This window comes from Streptomyces sp. NPDC048481, assembly GCF_043200075.1.
Taxonomy (GTDB): Bacteria; Actinomycetota; Actinomycetes; order Streptomycetales; family Streptomycetaceae; genus Streptomyces.
In genome coordinates this window covers 47,991-68,330 of record NZ_JBICXC010000004.1, presented here as the reverse complement: position 1 = coordinate 68,330, position 20,340 = coordinate 47,991, and the positions used below count along the sequence as shown (strand labels likewise).

General features: G+C 74.8%; 16 protein-coding genes. 4 read left to right on the top strand and 12 right to left on the bottom strand.

Annotated elements, in window-relative coordinates; genetic code table 11:
- Positions 1–54 precede the first annotated feature (54 nt).
- Both ACGFSH_RS14375 and ACGFSH_RS14370 read left to right on the top strand, forming a co-directional pair.
- Positions 55–1,038, top strand: coding sequence for an aldo/keto reductase (locus ACGFSH_RS14375; protein WP_393348269.1), 984 nt, complete (start codon positions 55–57; stop codon positions 1,036–1,038).
- 96 nt (positions 1,039–1,134) lie between these two features.
- On the top strand, positions 1,135–1,632 hold the full coding sequence (locus tag ACGFSH_RS14370) for a DUF6328 family protein (RefSeq protein WP_393348267.1): 498 nt from the start codon (positions 1,135–1,137) through the stop codon (positions 1,630–1,632).
- Positions 1,633–1,654: 22 nt separating this feature from the next.
- On the opposite strand, the gene ACGFSH_RS14365 is transcribed toward ACGFSH_RS14370, so the two are convergent.
- On the bottom strand, positions 1,655–2,788 hold the full coding sequence (locus ACGFSH_RS14365; RefSeq protein ID WP_393348265.1) for a hypothetical protein: 1,134 nt from the start codon (positions 2,786–2,788) through the stop codon (positions 1,655–1,657).
- Positions 2,789–2,957: 169 nt separating this feature from the next.
- Positions 2,958–3,929, bottom strand: coding sequence for an LLM class F420-dependent oxidoreductase (locus ACGFSH_RS14360; RefSeq protein ID WP_393348263.1), 972 nt, complete (start codon positions 3,927–3,929; stop codon positions 2,958–2,960).
- A 94-nt stretch (positions 3,930–4,023) separates the two neighbouring features.
- Between ACGFSH_RS14360 and ACGFSH_RS14355 the strand changes: the two genes are divergently transcribed.
- Entirely contained in the window at positions 4,024–5,514 is a 1,491-nt protein-coding gene (locus ACGFSH_RS14355) for a serine hydrolase domain-containing protein (protein WP_393348261.1), read from the top strand.
- Here the strand turns inward: ACGFSH_RS14355 and ACGFSH_RS14350 are convergent.
- The 9 genes from ACGFSH_RS14350 to ACGFSH_RS14310 all read right to left on the bottom strand — a co-directional run bounded on the left by ACGFSH_RS14350 (position 5,503) and on the right by ACGFSH_RS14310 (position 18,135).
- Positions 5,503–7,176 carry a protein kinase gene (locus ACGFSH_RS14350; protein WP_393348259.1) on the bottom strand — a complete coding sequence of 558 codons (1,674 nt, stop codon included), beginning with the start codon at positions 7,174–7,176 and terminating at the stop codon, positions 5,503–5,505. The two genes, ACGFSH_RS14355 and ACGFSH_RS14350, sit on opposite strands and share 12 nt — an antisense overlap.
- Positions 7,177–7,542: 366 nt before the next feature.
- Positions 7,543–8,502 (bottom strand): pyridoxal-phosphate dependent enzyme, encoded by a 960-nt coding sequence (locus ACGFSH_RS14345; protein ID WP_393348257.1) that lies wholly within the window; start codon positions 8,500–8,502, stop codon positions 7,543–7,545.
- A gap of 121 nt (positions 8,503–8,623) precedes the next feature.
- Entirely contained in the window at positions 8,624–9,688 is a 1,065-nt protein-coding gene (locus tag ACGFSH_RS14340; protein WP_393348255.1) for a polyprenyl synthetase family protein, read from the bottom strand.
- Complete coding sequence (locus ACGFSH_RS14335; RefSeq protein ID WP_393348254.1) at positions 9,685–10,773, bottom strand: tetratricopeptide repeat protein; 1,089 nt, start codon at positions 10,771–10,773, stop codon at positions 9,685–9,687. The genes ACGFSH_RS14340 and ACGFSH_RS14335 overlap by 4 nt, the downstream gene beginning before the upstream one ends.
- 290 nt (positions 10,774–11,063) lie before the next feature.
- Positions 11,064–14,051, bottom strand: coding sequence for an AAA family ATPase (locus ACGFSH_RS14330; RefSeq protein WP_393348252.1), 2,988 nt, complete (start codon positions 14,049–14,051; stop codon positions 11,064–11,066).
- Between the two features lie 77 nt (positions 14,052–14,128).
- On the bottom strand, positions 14,129–14,482 hold the full coding sequence (locus tag ACGFSH_RS14325; protein WP_393348250.1) for a UBP-type zinc finger domain-containing protein: 354 nt from the start codon (positions 14,480–14,482) through the stop codon (positions 14,129–14,131).
- Positions 14,479–15,960 carry an ATP-binding protein gene (locus ACGFSH_RS14320; RefSeq protein ID WP_393348248.1) on the bottom strand — a complete coding sequence of 494 codons (1,482 nt, stop codon included), beginning with the start codon at positions 15,958–15,960 and terminating at the stop codon, positions 14,479–14,481. Before ACGFSH_RS14320 ends, ACGFSH_RS14325 begins: the two co-directional genes overlap by 4 nt.
- Complete coding sequence (locus ACGFSH_RS14315; protein ID WP_393348246.1) at positions 15,957–17,633, bottom strand: FAD-dependent oxidoreductase; 1,677 nt, start codon at positions 17,631–17,633, stop codon at positions 15,957–15,959. Before ACGFSH_RS14315 ends, ACGFSH_RS14320 begins: the two co-directional genes overlap by 4 nt.
- Before the next feature lie 145 nt (positions 17,634–17,778).
- Entirely contained in the window at positions 17,779–18,135 is a 357-nt protein-coding gene (locus tag ACGFSH_RS14310) for a VOC family protein (RefSeq protein WP_393348244.1), read from the bottom strand.
- 61 nt (positions 18,136–18,196) lie between these two features.
- On the opposite strand from ACGFSH_RS14310, the gene ACGFSH_RS14305 reads away from it, so the two are divergent.
- Positions 18,197–19,069: a universal stress protein gene (locus ACGFSH_RS14305; RefSeq protein WP_393348242.1), complete on the top strand. Its 873-nt coding sequence runs from the start codon at positions 18,197–18,199 to the stop codon at positions 19,067–19,069.
- A gap of 32 nt (positions 19,070–19,101) precedes the next feature.
- Here the strand turns inward: ACGFSH_RS14305 and ACGFSH_RS14300 are convergent, their stop codons facing one another.
- Positions 19,102–20,337, bottom strand: a complete 1,236-nt coding sequence (locus ACGFSH_RS14300; RefSeq protein WP_393348240.1) for a DUF4032 domain-containing protein — start codon at positions 20,335–20,337, stop codon at positions 19,102–19,104.
- Positions 20,338–20,340: the final 3 nt, after the last annotated feature.

Below are 20,340 nucleotides of genomic sequence, written 5' to 3'. Positions count from 1 at the left end.
CGCGGGAGGGTGGTCGGGGCCGCGCCCCCGGGCACCGGGTGACAGACTGACGCCATGGACGAGCGCGAATTCGGTAGGTCTGGTCAGCACGCATCCGTCGTCGGCCTCGGCACCTGGCAGCTGGGCGCCGACTGGGGCGACGTCGACGACAAGGAGGCACTGGCGGTTCTGGAGGCGGCGGCCGAGTCGGGAGTCACCTTCTTCGACACCGCCGACGTCTACGGCGACGGCCGCAGCGAGCAGACCATCGCCGCCTTCCTCAGCGGCCGCCCCGACCTGCACGTGCTGGTCGCCACCAAGATGGGCCGCCGGGTCGACCAGATCCCCGAGAACTACGTGCTCGACAACTTCCGCGCCTGGAACGACCGTTCCCGCCGCAACCTCGGCGTCGACCGGATCGACCTGGTCCAGCTGCACTGCCCGCCGACCCCCGTCTACTCCTCCGACGAGGTGTTCGACGCCCTCGACACGCTCGTCGAGGAGGAGCGCATCGCGCACTACGGCGTCAGCGTGGAGACCTGCGCCGAGGCCCTCACCGCGATCGCCCGGCCCGGCGTGGCGAGCGTGCAGATCATCCTCAACCCCTTCCGTCTGAAGCCCCTGTACGAGGTGCTCCCGGCGGCCCGCGCGGCCGGCGTCGGCATCATCGCCCGCGTCCCGCTCGCCTCCGGCCTGCTCTCCGGCAAGTACACGGCCGACACCGTGTTCCCGGAGAACGACCACCGCGCCTACAACCGGCACGGCGAGGCTTTCGACCAGGGCGAGACGTTCTCCGGCGTCGACTACACGACCGGCGTCGAGGCCGCCGTCGAGTTCGCGGCCCTGGCCCCCGAGGGGTACACCCCGGCCCAGCTCGCCCTGCGCTGGATCGTCCAGCAGCCCGGCGTGACCACGGTGATCCCGGGCGCCCGCTCGCCGGAGCAGGCCCGCGCCAACGCGGCCGCCGCCAGGCTGACCGAACTCGACGAGCAGACCCTCGCGGCCGTGCGCGACCTCTACGACCGGCGCATCAAGGACCAGGTCGAGGGACGCTGGTAGACCAACGCGGCGGCGACCTGCGAAAAGCGCCGTTCACGGGGTACTCGCGATGACGAGGGGGTCGAGGGACCACCCGGAATCGGGAGGACGGCAAAGGTGACGGACACGGGGACGGACGCCGAGCGGCGCACGGGGCGCAACGAGACCCAGGAGGAGAGAGCCGACCGGATGTGGGTGGAGCTCCTCCAGGAGATCCGCGTCGCCCAGACGGGTGTACAGATCCTCTTCGGCTTCCTGCTGACCGTCGTCTTCACCCCGCGCTACGCGGAGCTGCAGGACGTGGACAAGGTCATCTACATCGTGACCGTGGTCCTGGGGGCGTGTGCGACCGGCGCCCTCATAGGCCCGGTGTCGCTGCACCGGCTCGTCTCGGGGCGGCGGGTGAAACCGCAGACGGTGCAGGTGGCGTCCAGGATGACCCTCGTCGGTCTGATCCTGCTGCTCGCCACCATGACCTCGTCGCTGCTGCTGATCCTGCGCGTGGCCACCCACGACGCCTTCGTGCCCTGGCTCGTCGCGGGCGTGGTCTCGTGGTACGGGCTGTGCTGGTTCGTGGTGCCCCTGTGGACGCGGCGCCGCTACACCACGAACTGAACCGGACGACGGCCCGGCCGGATCATCCGGTCTCGGGTGCGTCGCCGCGGGCCCCGCGCAGCGCGGCGAGGCAGGTGCCGATCGCCTGCTGGAGCTCTTCCAGCCGCTGCACCATGTCGTCCTCGTAGAACTCCTGCGTGTCGACGTCGTCGAAGGTGAGCTCCTCGAAGACCCTGGTCGCCCGTTGCAGGCTGCTGTAGAACTTCGTGCGCCGTTCCTGGACGCGCAGTCCGGGATCGGCCTCGACGGTCTCCACGACCAGGGACTTAATGGTGTCGTAGGCCTCGCTCGCCCACTCGCCCGCGTCCTCGTCGTCGTCCAGTTCGTCGAGCAGGGACAGATGCCGCTCGGCCTCCTGGCGCACCTCGAGGGGCGCGTCCACGGTCTGGCCCGCGGGAGTCCTGATCATGCCCGACTCGGCGATCTGCCGGACGTACCCGATCCGGTCGGCCGAGCGGCTCTCGCTCGCCACGGCCTTCTTCAGGTCGTCGGTGCGCACCACGTCCCGCGCCAGCTCCGTCTGGAGGTCCGGGTCCTCCCGCACGCGGTCCAGGAGGGCGGCGCGGGCCGCGCGGGCGGTCGAGGGGTCCGCCAGGATCGCGGCGCGCAGCGCGGTGGGGTTCTCCGCGACCTCCAGGGCCTTGGTCGGACGGATGCCCTCGGCCTCGGCGGCCTGCGCGATCGCGGCGCCGCGATCGGAGGCGGCACTGGAGCGCGGGACGTAGTAGCCGAGCCACACGTCGGCGTCCGGCAGCTCCACCTCCTGGCCCGGCGCCAGCTCCTCGAAGTGCGGGACCAGACCGTCGTCGGCGGCCCGGTCCCACGCCTTGTAGTAGCGCATGACGCGCTCGGGGGAGCAGCCCGCCAGTTCCGCGAACTCCCTCGCCGACACCTTCGGCGTCTCGCCGGCGCCCTGTCCGCCGGGCCGTACGCTGCGCGCCACCATCAGGCCGAAGGCCCATCCGCCGGTGCGGGCGTAGACGCCGAACTCGCGCGCGTCGCGCGCCACGAGGTCCGACAGGGGCGCGGGCGCGGGAAGCGGCTCGCGCGGCGTGTCGTCCGACCTCTCCTCCGGCTTCTCGGCGGACGCCACCACGGGTGTCTCGGGCGCCTCGGGCGTAAGGGGCGTCTGGGGCAGGTCGGGCGCCAGGGTCACGGATGACTCTCCTCTGCGGACTGCGGACTGCGGGCTGCGGGCTGAGACACGGACGGGCCGGCACCGTGGGAGTGCCGGCCCGCAGCCTATATGGACGCCTTGGCGGCGCTTTGCCCGACCCGCCTGCCGTGCGTGCGGCCCGTCGTCCGCCCGCTGCCGGCCCGTGGCCTCAGCCGAACGCCTTGCGCAGGGCGGGCAGCAGGGTCTTCTCCGACCAGTCGAGGTAGGCCGGCTGCGAGTCGCCGCCGATCTGCACCAGGGCGATCTCCGTGAACCCGGCCTCGGCGTAGGGGCGCACGGCCTCGACGAAGTCGTCCGGGTCGTCGCCGCAGGGGATCGACGAGGCGACGTCGTCGGGAGTCACGAACTGGGTCGCGGCGTCGAAGGAGTCGGGGTGGGGCAGTTCGGAGTTCACCTTCCAGCCGCTGCCGAACCAGCGGAACTGGTCGTGCGCCCGCTTCACCGCGGCCTCCCGGTCGGAGTCGTGGCACACGGGGAGCTGGCCCACGCGCGGCTTGCCCGTGCCGCCGTGCCGGTCGAAGGACTCCAGCAGGTCCGGCTTCGGCTCGGTGGCGATCACCAGATCGGCCAGCCGGCCGGCGAGCTTGCAGGAGCGCTCGCCGGAGACGGCGATCCCGATCGGCGGCGGCTCGTCGGGAAGGTCCCACAGCCGGGCCGAGTCCACGTCGAAGTGGGTGCCGTGCCGGGTGACATGACCACCCTCGAACAGGTCCCGGATGATCCCGACGGCCTCCTCCAGCATCTCGTGCCGCACGTCCACCGAGGGCCAGCCGCCGCCCACCACGTGCTCGTTGAGGTTCTCCCCGGAGCCCAGCCCCAGCCGGAAGCGCCCCTCCGACAGCAGTTGCATCGTCGCGGCCTTCTGCGCCACCACCGCGGGGTGGTAGCGGAACGTCGGACACGTCACGTACGTCATCAGGGGGATGCGTGACGTGGCCTGGGCGGCGGCTCCGAGCACGGTCCACGCGTAGGGGGAGTGCCCCTGGGAGCGCAGCCACGGGAAGTAGTGGTCCGACGTCACCGAGAAGTCGAAGCCCGCCTCCTCGGCCCGCACCACGTGGTCGACCAGGTCACGAGGGCCGGCCTGCTCGGTCATCATCGTGTATCCGATTCGCACCATGAGGTCCGAGTCCCCGCCCGCCGCCAGGGGAAACGGGCCGCAGGCGGCCGGAAAACCCGTCGATCGCCGGGCCCGGGCCGGGCAGGATGCGGACATGAGCGCCCACCCCCCGTCCCCCCTGCCGTCCAGCACCCCGTCCGCCGAGGGCGTCGACGCTCTCGGCGTCCTGGCCTTCCTCGACGCCGTCGAGGCGGCCGAGGCCGTGGAGCCGCACAGCCTGATGATCCTGCGGCACGGCCGGCTCGTCGCCTCCGGCTGGTGGGAGCCGTACGCCAGCGACCGGCTCCACCTGCTGTACTCGCTCAGCAAGAGCTTCACGTCCACGGCCGCCGGCTTCGCCGTCGCGGAGGGGCTGATCGGCCTCGACGACCCGGTCGTCTCGTACTTCCCGGAGTTCGAGGCGGAGATCACCGACCCGCGCAGCCGGGCCATGCTGGTGCGCCACGTGGCCGCGATGGCGAGCGGGCACGAGGAGGAGACGTACGACCGGGCGCATGCCCTCGACCGCGACGACCTCGTACGGGGTTTCCTGCTGCTGCCGCCCGAGCGCGATCCGGGAACGGTCTTCGCCTACAACCAGCCCGCCACCTACGCGCTCGCTGCGATCGTGCAGCGGGTGACCGGCCTGTCGCTCACCGCGTATCTGCGGCCGCGCCTGCTCGACCCGCTCGGCGTCGGCGGGGTGGCCTGGCTGACCGACCGGTCCGGGCGTGAACTCGGCTTCAGCGGACTGCACGGCACGACCGACACGATCGCCCGGCTGGGCCAGCTGTGGCTGGCCGGGGGCATGTGGCAGGGGGAACGGCTGCTGTCACCGGAGTGGGTCGCCGAGGCCACCCGCGCGCACGTGCCGACGGCTCCCGGGCTCCCGGCGGACGCGGACCGGACGGACTGGGAGCGAGGCTACGGCTTCCAGTTCTGGCGGTCCCGGCACGGTTACCGGGGCGACGGCGCCTACGGACAGTTCTGCCTGGTCCTGCCCGAGCACGACGCCGTGATCGCGACCACCGCGGCGACCCGTGACATGCAGGCCCTGCTCACCCTCGTCTGGGAGCATCTGCTGCCCGCGTTCGCGCCGGGGCCGCTGGCCGGCCGCGAGGGGGCCGACGCGGCTCTCGCCGGGCGGCTGACCCGGCTCGCGCTGCCCCCGGCCGAAGGCGAGCCCGAGCCGCCGCGGGACGCGGCCGACTGGGCGGGCGCCGCGTTCGCCCCCGCCGGCGGCCTCTGCGCCGACCAGCCGGGACTGACCGGCGTCACGGTCGCGGACGGGACCGGCGGCTGGACGCTGAGCCTCGCCGAGAAGCAGGGCGACCTCAGGCTGGCGCTGCCGCCCGCCGGCGGCTGGCTGGTGAGCGAGGAGCCCGTGCCCACCGCGGTCGGCGGCGGGTGGACGGACGCCGGCACGCTCAGCGCGCACATCGTCTTCCTCGAGACCCCGCACCGCCTGCGGGTGACCTGCTCCCTCGCCACGCGGACCTTCACCGCCCACTGGGACACGACGCCCCTGCACGGCGGCGGCCTGCGCTCGTTGCGTGCGCCGCGCGGCGCGTCCCGGCCGCGAGAGGCGTCCCGGTCAGGCCGCTGAGCCGGGCCGGAAGGTCTTCAGGAACGTGTCGAGGGCCTGCCGGTCGGCCGTGGTGTCCCATTCCTCGGCGGGAGTCGTCCAGCGCAGCGAGAAGCTGCGGCCCCCGCCGAGGAGGAATCCGCGGCCGAACGTCCGCTGCTGCCCGCCGTCGGCGTCGAAGACCCACTCCATGTCGGCGGCCCGGTATCCCTGGTACGTCGTGGCCCTGATCGCGCCGATCCGCCGGAAACCGCCGGCCTTCCTCAGGTTCGGCTCGACGTCGTCGCGCCAGACGGCGACCGGGTCGGGACCGGCGCTCTCGCTGTAGGTCACCGCGAGGGTGCGCGGATCGCCGGACGCGCCGAAGGTGACGCGGTAGGCGTGCCCGGCGCCGCGCGCGGTCTCCAGCCGCTTCCATCCCGCGGGCAGGGCGACCGAGAAGCCCTCGGGCGCCCGGTAGACCCGGAAGCCCCGGGGGAGGGCGGTCGCCGCGGCGGAGGGCGGGGCGGCCGGTGAGGCGCCCGCGGACGGCCGGGCCGGCGCGGCCGGACTCGCGGCCGTCGGCGGCGGGCTCGGCGGGGCGGCCGTGGGCGAGGGGGCGGGCGCGGGGGAGCCTCTGTCGCCGCCGTCGTCGTCGGGCGCCGCGGCGGACGCGGACGGCCGGGCCTGCGTCCCGCCCGCCGCGGCGTCGTCGGCGTCGGGCAGCTGGTGGGTCACGACGAGGGCGGCGACCGCCACGGTGACGACGGCCAGCGCGGTCCCGGCCGCCATGGCCCGCCCGCTCCACTGCGGGCCGGCCTGCCGCGCCGCGGCGCACATGCGCCGCAGCCTCGGGGCGGGCAGGGCGGTGTGCGGATCGTCGTCCAGCACCCGGGTGAGGGACTGGCGCACGACCGTGCGGGTCAGCCGCTCCCGGGAGTCCTTGCGCAGCAGCCCCTGCACGGTCGCGGTGAGGGGGCCGGCCCGCAGGGGAGCGCGCAACGGCAGCCGGTCCACGCCCTTCAGCGTGGCCTCGGGCCGGTCCCGGTCCCGGTACGGCGGCCTTCCCTCGACCATCGTGTAGAGGATCGCGCCCAGCGCCCACAGGTCCGCCGCCGGGCCGATGCGCTCGTCGCGGGCCTGCTCGGGAGAGGCGTACGCCGGCGCGGCCACGCGCGGGGCGAGCGTCGCGCCGGCCAGCCCGAACCCGGTGAGCACGAGCGGGCCCTGGCTGCGCACGAACACCTGACCGGGGCTCAGTTCGCCGTGGGTGATGCCCTCGCCGTGCGCGGCCTCCAGGACCTCCAGCAGCTGCAGTCCGATCGCCGCCGCCCGGGCCGGGCCGAACGCGCCCTTCTGCTCCATGAGCTGGCCGAGCGGCAGGCCGTCGATCCACTCGGTGACCGTCCACAGGGAGCCCGCCTCCTCGACGGCGTCGACGACCGCGGCGATCCGGCCCGGACACAGCCGCGCCATCGTCTCCGACATGCCCAGCACCCGGTCGGCCGCCTGGCGCGCCTTCTCCTCGCCCTGGTCGGCGGGCAGCCCGATCCTGGTGACCAGGCAGGGCCGTGCGGCCCCGGTCTCCTCCACGTACTCGCCGTACCAGCTGACACGGTTCGTCTCCCGGTGGACCACGTCGAGCAGCCGGTACCTCCCGGCGACCAACTCGTGCGTGGAGACGTGCGTCTTGACCATGGCCATCCCTCGCTGAACCGCTGGTACTCACCTTGCCCAGTGGTACGCCCGGCGCGCGGGGGTGCGTTCAACGGGCGCGCAACTCCGGCTCATTCCTGTCTTTCATTCAAGAAAGGCGGTGTTCGAGCGTACGCACAGGCGTGACGGTGGGCGGGAGAGGCGCGGACGTGGAGGGCCGGGAACGCGCGGGACGCGGGCGGCGGACCGTTCGAACGTGCGGGAACCGGCTGCCCGGCCCTGGCCGGATTTCTCGCGCGGACCCGCGGGCGGATCGTCGACGCGGCGTCCGGGAACGAGCCGCCGTGCCGAGCGGATCTCGCGGGGGAGCGCCGCCGCGCCGGACCGGCGCCGCCTCGACGTGCCGTGGCGCCCTCAGCGCAGCCCGTACCGCTCCGTCCAGGCCGCCATGTCCGCGATCGTCGCGTTGCCGCCGCACACGACCAGGCCCAGCCGTACGTCGGGGCCCATGCGCTCGACGATCTGCCGGGCCGCGGGCAGCAGAGCGCCCGCGGCCGGCTCGGTCCACAGCTTGGCGTGCTCGGCGAGTTCCAGACAGCCCCGCACGGCTTCCCGGTCGGACACGCTCAGCACCTCGGTGACCAGGGCGGACACATGGTCGTACGTCAACTGCGAGACGCTCGGCGCGCTGAGCGTGGAGACGATCGACGACAGGGCCACCGGGACCGGCCCGCCCACCGCCAGCGCCTCGGTCATCGCCTGGGCGCCCTCGGTCTCCACGCCCCAGACCCGCACCCGCGGGCGGCGGGCGCGCAGGGCGGCGGCGACACCGGCGATCAGCCCGCCGCCCCCGACGCTGACCACGACGTCCGTGACGTCGTCCGCGTCGTCGGCGAACTCCAGGCCGACCGTGCCCTGCCCGGCGACGACGAAGGGGTCGTCGAAGGGGTGCACCGGTGTGAGGCCCTCCTGCCGCAGCCGCTCCGCCAGCGAGAACGCGCCGTCCATGGTGTCGGTCAGCCGCACCGACGCGCCGGCCGTCCGCGCGATCTCGGCCGCGCGGGCGGGCGCCGAGCGCGGCATGACCACCGTGGCCTTCACGTCCAGTGCGGCGGCCATGACCGCGAGCGCGATGCCGTGGTTGCCGCCGCTCACCGCGACGACCCCGGCCGCCCGCTCCTCCTCGCCCAGCGACAGCAGCTTCGCCGTCGCCCCGCGCGCCTTGAACGAGCCGGTGCGCTGGAGGAGTTCGAGTTTCGCGGTCACGGGTACGCCGAGCAGCGCCGACAGGCCGGGGCTCGGCACGGTCGGGGTGCGGACGACGTGCCCGGCGATCCGCCCGGCGGCCGCCTCGATGTCCGAGATGCCGATCACCACAGCCACCCTTCCGGCGCGGCGGGGAGGAGGTCGGCCGCGCCTTGTTCCGCCTCGCAGCCTCGCCCGCCGCCGGGTCCCGGGTCAACTCGTCCCTGCGCCCGCCGTCCCGCAGTCCGCGTCAGAGGTCCCGGCGCACGGCGAAGCCCGCCAGGGCGCGCAGTTCGCGGACGGCACCCGGGGCCAGGGGCGCCGCCGTGAGCGCCGTCCCGGCGGCGGCGAGCTGCCGGTCCGCCTCGGCGAGCGCCGCGGCCCGTCCGCCCGCCGCCTCGACCAGCCCGGCGGCCTCGACCGGATCGCCGCCCCGCTCCAGCAGGGCGGCCAGCCGGCGGGCCGCGGGATCCGGTGAGTCGAGGGCCGCGAGCACAGGGAACGTCTTCTTGCCCTCGCGCAGGTCCCCGTGGACGGGCTTGCCCGTGACGGACGGGTCGCCCCACAGCCCCAGGACGTCGTCGACGACCTGGAACGCGACCCCGAGGTGGCGGCCCGCCCGGTCCAGCGCGGCCGCCGTGGCCGCGGGCGCACCGCCGAGGACGGCCCCGAGGGCGGCCGCACAGCCCAGCAGGGCGCCGGTCTTGCCCTCGGCCATCGCCCGGTAGGCCCGCGGCCGCACCCGTTCCGGCCCGGTCCAGGGCCGGTCGGCGAAGAGCAGGTCGTCGGCCTGTCCGCGGACCAGGTCGCCGAGGGCGCCCGACAGCATGCGCACGGCCTCGGCGCCGGCCGGGAGGGGACGGCGGGCGAGCGTCTCGACGGCCAGGGCGAACAGCGCGTCCCCGGCGAGCACCGCCGCCCCGGTGCCGTACGCCTTCCACACGGTGGCGCGCCCCCGCCGGACCGGGTCCCCGTCCATGACGTCGTCGTGGAGCAGGGAGAAGGCGTGCACGAGTTCCACCGCCACCGCCGCGGGCACCCCCGCCCGCGCGGGCGCGCCGGCCGCCTCCGCGCCGAGCACCGCGAGCGCCTGGCGCAGCCCCTTGCCGTCGGAGCCGGCCGCGGGCGCCCCGCCGACCTCGCACCAGCCGAAGGAGTAGCCGGCCATCTCGGCCACCCAGGGGTGCGAGCGCCCGACCGCCTCCCGCAGCGCGGGTCCCGTCAACGCGCGGCAGCGGGCGAGGACTTGGCGAGCCTCGGGCGGTGACGTGCGAGCGGTCCCGGGCTCCCGCACCGCGGCGTCCAGCGCGGTCACCGGGCGGCCTCCGTCCTCGCCCGGCCCGCCGCCCCGGCGTCGTCCGGGTCGTCCGGGACCGGTGCGAGACCCAGTTCGCGCTGCGCCCGGGCGACCATCTCGCGGGCGTGCCGCAGCCCGATGCGCTCCAGCACCCGCGCCAGGTCGGCCAGTTCGGCGGCCGTCTCGTCCCGGCCGCGGCCCAGGCGCGCCAGCGACTTGGCCAGGCCGAGGCGGGCCAGGGCCTCGCCGCGCGGCTCGCCCATCGCGCGGAACTCTCCCAGCGCCTGCTCGTACAGGTCGCGGGCTTCGTGGTAACGGCCCGCGCGATAGAGGACGTTGCCGCGCATCTTGTGGTTGTAGGCCAGCGCGCCGGACAGGTTCATCGCGCGGCAGGACTCCTCGGCCTCCGCGAGCAGACGCAGGGCGCGGTCGGGGTCCGCGTCGCGGACGGAGACGATGTCGGCCAGTCCGCGCAGCGCCCAGGCGTGACCGCGCCGGTCCTCCGCCTTCGCGGCGATCTCGGCGGCCTCCTCGAACAGCGCGTACGCGGTGTCGTGGTCGCCGCGGTTGCGGTGCATCTGGGCGATGCCCTCCAGGGCCCACACCGTGTGCCGTGCCTCGCCGCGCCTGCGGGCCTCGGCCAGCAGTTGCTCGTGCAGCCTGCCGACGGCGTCGTAGTCGCCCTGGATGCGCCCGGTCTCGGCGAGCCCGGCCAGCGAGTAGCCGCGCACGACGATGTCGCCGCCGCGCTCGCCGAACTCGGCCGCCAGGCCCAGGAGCCGTCGGGCCAGCGCGAACGCGCCCCGCTGCCGGGCCAGGGTGCCGCCGCTCCACAGGGCCCAGGCCATCGCGGCGACGTCCCCCGCGTCGCGGGCCGCCCGGTAGCTCGCCTTCCAGGCCCGGTCGGCCTCCCGTATCTGCCCCAGCCGCCGGTGGGCCTCGGCGACCGCGAGCCCCGAGCGGGCGGCCTCGCCCGGTTCGCCGGCCTGTTCGGCCGCCCGCAGCCGGGCGGTGCCGGCGGCCAGCACGTCGTCCAGCGAGGAGTTCACGGAGAGGGTGGTGAGGGCGCCCTGGTACTCCGGGGCGAATGCCTTGCCGTACATCGGTTCCTTTCGCCGCCACCGTGCGCGCCGCGAGGCCACGGCACGGGGGAGTGCCGGGTGTGCGCGGCGGCTGCGCGTACGCATATATGCACGCTGTGTATACACGATGGGTATAGCCGGTTGTGTTGCCGGGCAAGACGCCGCTGACGGAGACGGGGTTGCCTGTGAGGCCAAGATCACCTCCCGAGGCGGCCGACGCGAACCGTGCGGCGCGTGAGGGGAGTTGATGTGCGGGAGGCCGAACTCCCGCGTCGGCGTCCGCCGTCGGCCCGCCGGGCCGGGTGCCCCGGTCAGCCCGTCGCGCCCGGCTCCGGTGGGATCAGGTGCTCGCGGTAGGCGATCGCCACCGCCTCCGTGCGGCCGGACGCCCCCAGCTTGGCGAGGATGTTGGAGACGTGGACGCTCGCCGTCTTGCCGCTGATGAACAGTTCCTCCCCGATCTGCCGGTTGCTGCGGCCGAGCGCGAGCAGCCGCAGGACGTCCCGCTCACGGGCCGTCAGGGCCGGCGAGCGGTCGCGGGCACCGGAGGGGCCCGTTGCCGGGCGGGCGGCGCGGACCACGGCGTCCGCCCGCCCGGACAGGGGCGCGGCGCCCAGACGCGCTGCCGCCTCCCGCACCGCGAGCGCCTGCGCCGTCGCCTCCTCGCCCCGGCCCGCCGCGAGCAGGGCCTGCGCGTACCGCAGCCGGCAGCGGGCGAGTTCGTACGGGTCGCCGTACCCGAAGGCCCGCACCGCCCGCTCCCAGGCGTCCGGGTCCGGACCGGAGACGGCCCACGCGCACTCCGCCTCCGCGCGGGCCAGCCAGGCCCGCCCCTCGGGGCCCTGCGACGCGCCGGTCTGGCCGTGCAGGGTCGCCTCCCGGGCCGGCTCCAGCAGTTCGGCCGCGACGGCGGACCAGCGGCGCGCCCCGCTCCCGTCGCCCTCGCGCCGTGCCGCGACGGCCGCCTCCGCGACCGCCGTCAGAGCCAGCGCCGTGAGCCGGACGACGACGTCCGGACGGGTTCCCGCCTCGTCCGTCAACGACTCGACCGAGGACCGCAGCCGCGCCACAGCGGCCTCCGCGTCGCCGCTCAGGGCCGCCGCGTCGGTCAGGACGATCCCCGCGACGAGCGCCGCCATCCAGTCGTGCCGCCCTTCGACGAGCGCCCGCGCCCGCTCGACTGCGCCGCGCTCACCGCGCGCGAGGGCGACGTACAGGGTGGGGCCGAGCGCGAAGCCCCCCGACGCCGGGACCACCGCCAGATCGTTCGCCGCCGTGCGCAGGCACTCGTCCCACCGGCCCAGGGTGTAGAGCACCAGGAGCTGCAGATAGCGCATCTCCAGCGGATACGGCGAGGACAGCAGACCCGCCCGGCGGGCCCGGTCCAGGCCCTCGGCCAGCCAGGGCAGGCACTGGTCGGGCTCCCCGGCCTCGTAGGCCCCGATCGCCAGCGAGAACAGGGCCCGCATCTCCACCGGGGCGTTGCCCCCGCGCCGCGCCAGCTCCCTGGCCTCCTCCAGCCGGGCCCGCCCCTCGGGGGAGCGGCGGCCCTCGCCCTCCAGGTTGGCCAGCGACACCAGCAGGTCGGCGCGCGCGTCCGGCAGCCCGAGCCGCTCGGCCACGCCCAGCGCCTGCCGGGCGACCCGCAGCGCGGTGTCCACGTCACCGACCTGACGCGCCGCCAGGACATGGGTGGCGGCGGCCCACACCCACGTCGGCGACGGCGGTTCGGCCGGAATCATCGCCAGCGCCTCGCTGCTGTAGGAGAACGCGGCCGTCAGACTGTCGACGCCCATGAGGGTGCCGGCCAGCGTGTACCGCACGCGCGCGGCCAGCTCGGAGTCGGCGTCCTGGCCGACTCCGGCGAGCGCGGTCCGCGTCAGGGACACCGCCCGGTGCGCCTCCCCGGCGTGCGCGGCCGCCGCCGAGGCACGCAGCATCAGCGTCACCCGGTCGCCTCCCTCGCCGGACGGCAGGGCCGCGGCGGGCGCGGCCTCCCACAGGTCGAGCACCGCTTCCAGATGGTGCAGTTCCTCGGCCGGCGCGCCGACCCGCCGCGCGTGGTCGGCGGCCTCCAGCGAGGCGGCGAGCGCCTCGCCCGGCTCGTGGCTCTCGCGGTAGTGGTGGGCGCGCTCCGCGGCGGTCTCGGCGCGGCGCCCGCGGCCGGCCAGCAGACCGGCGAACGCCCCGTGCAGACGCGACCGCTCACCGGGGAGCAGATCGGCGTAGACCGCCTCGCGCGCGAGGGCGTGCCGGAAGGCGTACGTGCCGTCGTCGCCCGCGACCAGGAGCTGGCGGCCGACCGCCTCCCGCAGCGCCGACTCCAGCTCCTCCTCGGGCAGCCCGACCGCGTCCCGCAGCAGGTCGTGGTCCACCCGCCGGCCCGCCACCGCGGCCGTACGCAGCACCTGCTGCGCGGTGTCGGTGAGCTGCTCGACCCGGATGAGCAGCAGATCGGCCAGTCCGCTGGGCACGCCTGCGGACTCCGTGTCCCGGGCCGCCACCAGCTCCTCCGCGTAGAAGGCGTTGCCTTCCGCGCGCTCCACGATCCGGCGCACCGTGGCCTCCGGCAGCGGACGGTCCTCCAGGGCGCGCACCAGGCGGGCCACCTCGGCGTCCGCCAGCGGCCGCAGCTCCAGGCGGTCCACGGACGGCAGCCGCACCAGCTCGGCCAGCAGCGGACGGAACGGGTGGCGGCGGTGCAGGTCGTCGGCCCGGTAGGAGGCCAGGACCGCCAGCCGGTGCCCCGGCCCGTCGCCCGCGGGCCGCTGGAGGAACCCGCGGCTGAGCAGGAAGCGCAGCAGGTCGCGGGAGGACGGGTCGGCCCAGTGCAGATCCTCCAGGACGAGGAGCAGCGGGGTGACCTCGGAGAGGTCGGCGAACAGCGACGCCATGCCCTCCAGCAGCCGAAGCCGGCCGCCGCCGTCCCGGGGGGACGCGGCGTCGTCGTCCCCCGCACCGCGGGCGCCGGTGCCGAGCAGCCGGTCGACCACCGGGTGCGCGGCGAGGACGGAGGCGAACCGGCCGTCCGCGGCGAGCAGGCCCAGGATCTCCGTGAACGGCAGATAAGGCAGGCCCACGTCGCCCAGGTCCACACAGTGCCCGGTGAGCACGGTCATGCCGGCACGCGCGGCCCGTGCCGCCGTCTCGTCGAGCACCCGTGTCTTGCCCACGCCCGCGTCCCCGGCGACGAGCACCGCGCGGGCCTCCCCGGTCCGGGCGCGCTCCAGCACGCCGGAGAGCCGGGCGAGTTCCTCTTCCCGGCCGATGAACGGAGTGGCGAACACGGTCTGCGGCACGGCTCCATCCTGGCACGCGCCGCGCGGGACGCGGCCCGCGACCAGGAACGGAGCCCTGCCGGGAGATCCGGCAGGACTCAACGGCGCAGCGAGCGCGCCCAGTCCGCGGGCACCCGGCCGGCCGGCCCCGGCGTCGGCTGCTCCGCGGGGTGGCTCTCGGGCGGGGCGAGGTCGGGCCCGGACTCGTACAGCTCGTCCGCGGAATAGTCCCAGAACCACGCCTCGCCCGGTTCGTAACTGCGCACCACGGGATGTCCGGTGGCCCTGTAGTGCGCGGAGGCGTGCTGGGCGGGGGAGGAGTCGCAGCAGCCGATGTGCCCGCAGGCGGCGCAGCGCCTCAGGTGGAACCACCAGCCGCCGGACGCGTCGCAGTCCACGCAGCCCGCGCCGCTGGGCGGGACGTTCGGGTCGATGGGGTCCACGTCGCTCATACCGTCTCCTCGGCGTTGTCGGCGCTCTCGGCGGGGGCGTCCTCGGGCTCGGGGGCGGTCAGCGGCAGCAGCACCTGGAACCGGGTGTCGCCCGGCACGGACTCCACGTGCAGGCTGCCGTGGTGCTTGTTGACGACGATCCGCCAGGAGATGTCCAGGCCCAGACCGGTGCCCTCGCCGACCGGCTTGGTGGTGAAGAACGGATCGAAGATCCGCTCGCGGATCTCCGGCGGGATGCCGGGCCCCGTGTCCCGGAACTCCACCAGCAGCCGGTCGCTCTCGCGGGCCGTGCGCACGGTCAGCGTGCCCTCCCCGCCGGCGCTGTCGACGGCGAACACGGCGTTGTCGACCAGGTTCGTCCACACCTGGTTCAGCTCGGCCGGGTAGGCCGGGACGGGCGGCAGCGTGCGGTCGTAGTCCTTGACGACCTCGATGCGCCGGCCGATCTTGCCCGAGAGCATCAGCAGCGTGGAGTCGAGCAGTTCGTGCACGTCGACGACCCGGTAGGGGGCGCGGTCGAGCTGCGAGTACTGCTTGGCCGCGTCGACGAGATGCGAGATGCGGTTGGTAGAGTCGCCGATCTCGTCCATCAACAGCTCGGTCTCGACGGTGTAGTTGAGCCATCCGACCGCGCCGGGCAGGATGTCCGGCTCGACGGCGGCCGCGACCTGCTCCAGCCAGTCCACGTCGAGTCCGGCCTGCACGAACGTCGGCGCGACCCGCCAGCCCTCCTCGATGTCGTGGTCGTCGAGCCAGTCGGCGAGCGCGTCCTCCCGGTCGGACGCCTCCAACGGGCTCAGCACCGGGGCCTTGGCGACCAGTTCGGCCGTGCGCTCCTGGATCTCGATCAGCCGGGTCAGCGCCTCCGGGTCGTACGCGCCGGACGCGATGACGGCGAGCTTGTGCCGCATCTTCGCCACCCGCTCGCGCAGCGTGGCGGTGGCCCGCACGGCCGCCGCCGCCGGGTTGTTCAACTCGTGCGTCAGGCCGGCCGACAACGAGCCCAGCGCCAGCAGCCGTTCACGCTGGCCGATGGCCCGCTGGGTGTTCTTCGAACCGAAGAACAGCCCCTCCAGCAGATGGGCCGCCATCGGGAACCACTCCCGCATGACGGCCGAGAACGACTCGGCGGGCAGCACGAAGAACCGCGTCGGCTCGGTCACCCGCATCGAATTGTTGTAGACCTGCGGCACCCGGTCGCCCAGGTAGGCCTGCATGGCCCCGGCGTACACCCCGCGCTGGGAGGTGCGGCTGACCTCGACGTCGTCCGCGCCGACCCGGCGGTAGAGCACGACCGTGCCGTCCAGCATCACGTAGAAGCAGGTCGCCGGATCGCCCTCGGTGTACACCGGGCCCGGTTCGAACCGCTCCACCCGGCCCTCGCCGCACAGCCGCCCCAGCTGCTCCGGGGAGAGCTTCTCGAACAGGAACAGCGAGCTGATCTCGGCCGGGCTGCACGGCATCGGCGTCCCGCTCATGACTGCTCCAGGTATCGGTGGACGAGCATCACGGCCATGGCTCCCTCTCCGACGGCGGACGCGACCCGCTTGGCGGACTCCGCGCGCGCGTCGCCCGCCACGAACACCCCGGGGATGTTGGTCTCCAGGTGGTAGGGCGGCCGGTCCAGCTCCCAGGCCGCCGGTGGCCGCCCGTCCGGCGTGAGGTCGGGGCCGGCCAGGATGAAGCCGCGCTCGTCGCGCAGCACCGTGCCGTCCAGCCAGTCGGTCAGCGGGGCGGCGCCGATGAACACGAACATCCACTGCGCGTCGACGAGTTCGGTCCGCCCGCTCGCCACGTCCCGCAGCGTCAGCTGTTCCAGGCGGCCGTCGCCGTGCGCGGCCTCGACGACGGTGCCGGGGCGCACCGAGATGTTCGGCGCCTCCTCGATCTGCTGGATCAGGTAGTACGACATCGACGCCGCGAGCGACTCCCCGCGCACCAGCAGCGTGACCGACTTGGCGCCCCTGGCCAGGTACATCGCCGCCTGCCCGGCGGAATTGGCGCCGCCCACGATGTACACGTCCTGGCCCTGGCAGGAGGAGGCCTCGGTGAGCGCGGACCCGTAGAACACCCCGCAGCCCGTCAGGTCGTCGCAGCCCGGCGCGGCCAGCTGCCGGTAGGAGACGCCGGTCGCGAGGATCACGCTGTGCGCGGCCACCGCCGAGCCGTCGGAGAACCGCACGACCCGCGCGGACCCGTTGACCTCCAGCCCCGTCACTTCGCGCGCGGTGAGGATCTCGGCGCCGAACTTGCCCGCCTGCCGCCGGGCCCGGTCGGTCAGCTGGGCCCCGGACACACCGTCGGGGAACCCCAGGTAGTTCTCGATGCGCGAGCTCTGACCGGCCTGTCCGCCGGTCGCCGACCGCTCCACGAGGACCGTCCGCAGCCCTTCGGACGCCCCGTACACCGCGGCGCCCAGACCGGCCGGTCCGCCGCCGATCACCACGAGGTCGTAGAAGTCGGCCGTCGGCGTGGTCGCGAGCCCCACGTGGGCGGCCAGTTCGGGCGCGTCCGGCTCGACCAGGGGCGTGCCGTCGGCGGTGACCACCAGCGGCAGCCGCTGCCCGTCCACGCCGGCCGCCGCGAGCAGCCGCCGCCCCTCCGGCTCGTCGGCGGAGTACCAGCGGTAGGGCACCTGGTTGCGGGCCAGGAACTCCCGGACGTCGGAGGAGCGGGCCGACCAGCGGTGCCCGACGACCTTCGTGGCCGGCACCGGCCGGTGGTCGCTGGCCCGCCAGGCCGCCAGCAGGTCGTCCAGGACCGGGTACAGCTTCTCCTCGGGCGGGTCCCAGGGCTTGAGCAGGTAGTGGTCGAGGTCGACGACGTTGATCGCGTCGATCGCCGCGCCGGTGTCCGCGTACGCGGTCAGCAGCACCCGCCGCGCGCCCGGGTACACGTCCAGGGCCTGCTCGAGGAACTCGATGCCGTTCATCTGCGGCATCCGGTAGTCGGCCAGGATGACGGCCACCAGGTCGCCGCGGAGCTTCAGCTCGCGCAGGGCGTCCAGCGCGGACTCGCCGGACTCGGCCCGCACGATGCGGTACGAAGCGCCGTAGCGGCGCCTGAGGTCACGGGCGACGGCCCGGGAGACCCCCGGGTCGTCGTCCACGGTCAGGATGACGGTCCGCGCGCTGTCGGCGGCCTGTGCCATGCGTCTCCCACCCCGAGAGGGTCGTTGCTCGTCGCGGCACGGCGAAGCCCCGTGCCGGCTCCGCCCATCGTATGTTCGATCGCCCCCGCCCGCTCCGGGACGCCGCCGGACCGTGCGCTCCCGGCACAGGGCCGGGCACTCGCCGTCAACCCTGCCGCCGCTCTCCCAGCACGCAGAACTCGTTCCCCTCGGGGTCGGCCAGCACCACCCACGGCTGCTCGCCCTGGCCGACGTCCGCGCGGCGGGCGCCCAGGGCCAGCAGGCGGTCCACCTCGGCGCGCTGGTCGTCGGGGCGGAAGTCCAGATGGAGCCGGTTCTTCACCGTCTTGCCCTCCGGCACCGGCACGAAGACGAGCCCCGGCAGCCGGTCCGGGTGCGGGCGGATCTCGTACTCGTCGGCCGCGTCCTCGACGACCGCCCAGCCGAGGGCCGCCGCCCACCAGCGTCCCAGCGCCGCCGGATCGGCCGCGTCGACGACCGTCTGCTCCCACTCCAAAGTCATGCCGGCAGCGTAGTGAAGACTGGGGCCGACGGATGTGATCACGACACGAGGAGGCGGCGGGATGACGGGCCCGATCACGGCAGGGATCGACGGGACGGACGAGAGCCTCGCGGCGCTCGCCTGGGCGGCCCGCGAGGCCGTACGGCGCGACCTGGCGCTGCGGGTGGTGCACGCCTGGCGGTTCCAGCCGAACGCGGCGGCCGAGGTGGCCGACCGCGACGCGCAGGAGCGATGGGTGCGCGAGGCCGTGCGGCGCGCCGTGGCCGCGGTCGCCGAGCGGCATCCGGCGCCGAGCGTCAGCGTCGACGTCGACGAGGGCGACCCGGTGGAGACGCTGGTCGCCGCCGCGGCCGACGCGGAACTGCTGGTGCTGGGCTCGCGCGGGCACGGCGCCGTGGTCGGGTTCCTGCTCGGGTCGGTCGGCCGGCAGGTGATCGCCGAGGCCGCGCGTCCCGTCGTGCTGGTGCGGGCCGGGGACCGGCCCTCCTCCGAGGTGGCCGGCCACGAGATCGTCGTCGGCCAGCAGGGGGAGTCCGAGGACAGCGCGGCCGCCCTGCGCTTCGCGTTCGAGACGGCGGCCGCGCGCGGCGCGGGCGTGCGCGTGGTGCGGGCCTGGACGCTGCCGCCGGTGTTCGCCTACAGTCCCGGCTCGCTCAAGCTGCTCGACGAGGCCGGCGGCCTGGAGCCGTACGAGAAGAAGGCGCTGGCCGAGGCGGTGCGGCCGTGGCGGGAGCGGTTCCCCGACGTGCCGGTGGTGGAGCACGTGGAGATGGGCAGCGCGGCCGAGGTGCTGCTGTCGGTCTCGGGGCGGGCGCAGCTGTTGGTGGTGGGCCGGCGCGCCCGTCGCACGGCGGTCGGGGCCTGGATCGGTTCGGTGGCGTACGGCGTCCTGCACCACGCGGACTGCCCGGTCGCCGTCGTGCCCCACGACTGACCCGCCCCGGATCCGGCCGGACCCTCCCGGAGTCACTCCGGGAGGGTCGGCTCCAGGGTCTCGCGCGCCTTGGGCAGGATGTGGGCGACGTAGTCCTCGACGACGGTGTCGAGCCCGATGTCGTGCTGCGCGCGCTCCGACAGGTACCAGCGGTGTTCGAGCAGCTCGTGGTAGATCTCCGCCGAGTCCATGGAGCCGCGCAGGTCCGGCGGGACCGCGCGCACGGTGGGCCGGAAGACGTCCCGTACCCACCGGTGCGCCAGCACCTCGGGGCGGGCCGCGAGCGGGTCGCCGGGAGCGTAGTCGTCCTGGGTGGCCATCCAGCTCTCCAGGTCGCTCAGCAGCCGCCGGGCCTGGTTCTCCTCTGTGTCCAGGCCCGTCAGCCGCAGCAGCTGGCGCTGGTGGTGGCCCGCGTCGACGACCTTCGGCACGAAGGTGACCGTGTCGCCGTTGGAGGAGTGCTCGATCTGCATCTCCGCGACGTCGAAGCCCAGCTCGTTGAGGCGGCGGATCCGGCGCTCGATGTAGTGGTACTTGCCCGCCGGATAGACCGAGGTGCGGGTCAGCTCCTCCCACAGCGCGCCGTAGCGGGCGCAGATCTCCATGCCGAACTCGATCGGGTCCACCGAGGGGTGCAGCGCCCCGGAGGCCTCCAGGTCGAGCAGTTCGCCGCTGATGTTGACGCGGGCGAGGTCGAGGTCGTACTCGCGCTGGCCGGTGCTCAGCTGCGGGTGCAGGTCGCCGGTCTCGGCGTCCACGAGATAGGCGGCGTAGGCGCCCGCGTCGCGCCGGAACAGCGTGTTGGACAGCGAGCAGTCGCCCCAGGCGAAACCGGCGAGGTGCAGCCGCACCAGCAGGACCGCGAGGGCGTCCATCAGCCGGTGCATGGTGGCCGGGCGCATCGTCGTCTCGAACATCGAGCGGTACGGCATCGAACCGCCCAGATGCCGTGTGACCAGCACCGGTTCCAGCGGCGCCCCGTCGTCGTCGGCGCGGCCGGTGACGACGGCCAGCGGGTCGACGGCCGGGATGCCGATCCGGTCGAGGTCGCGCAGCAGCTCGTACTCGCGCAGCGCGGGCCGCTCGGCGAGCTCCTTGACGGCGATCACCTCGTCGCCGGCGCGGGCGTAGCGCACCACGTGCCGGGAGATGCCGCGCGGCAGCGGCACCAGGACCTCCTCGGGCCACTCCTCCAGGGGCAGGTGCCAGGGCAGCTCCAGCAGGAGTGCCGGGTGCTCCGGGTTGGTGGCGCTGATCTGCAAAGCCATGGC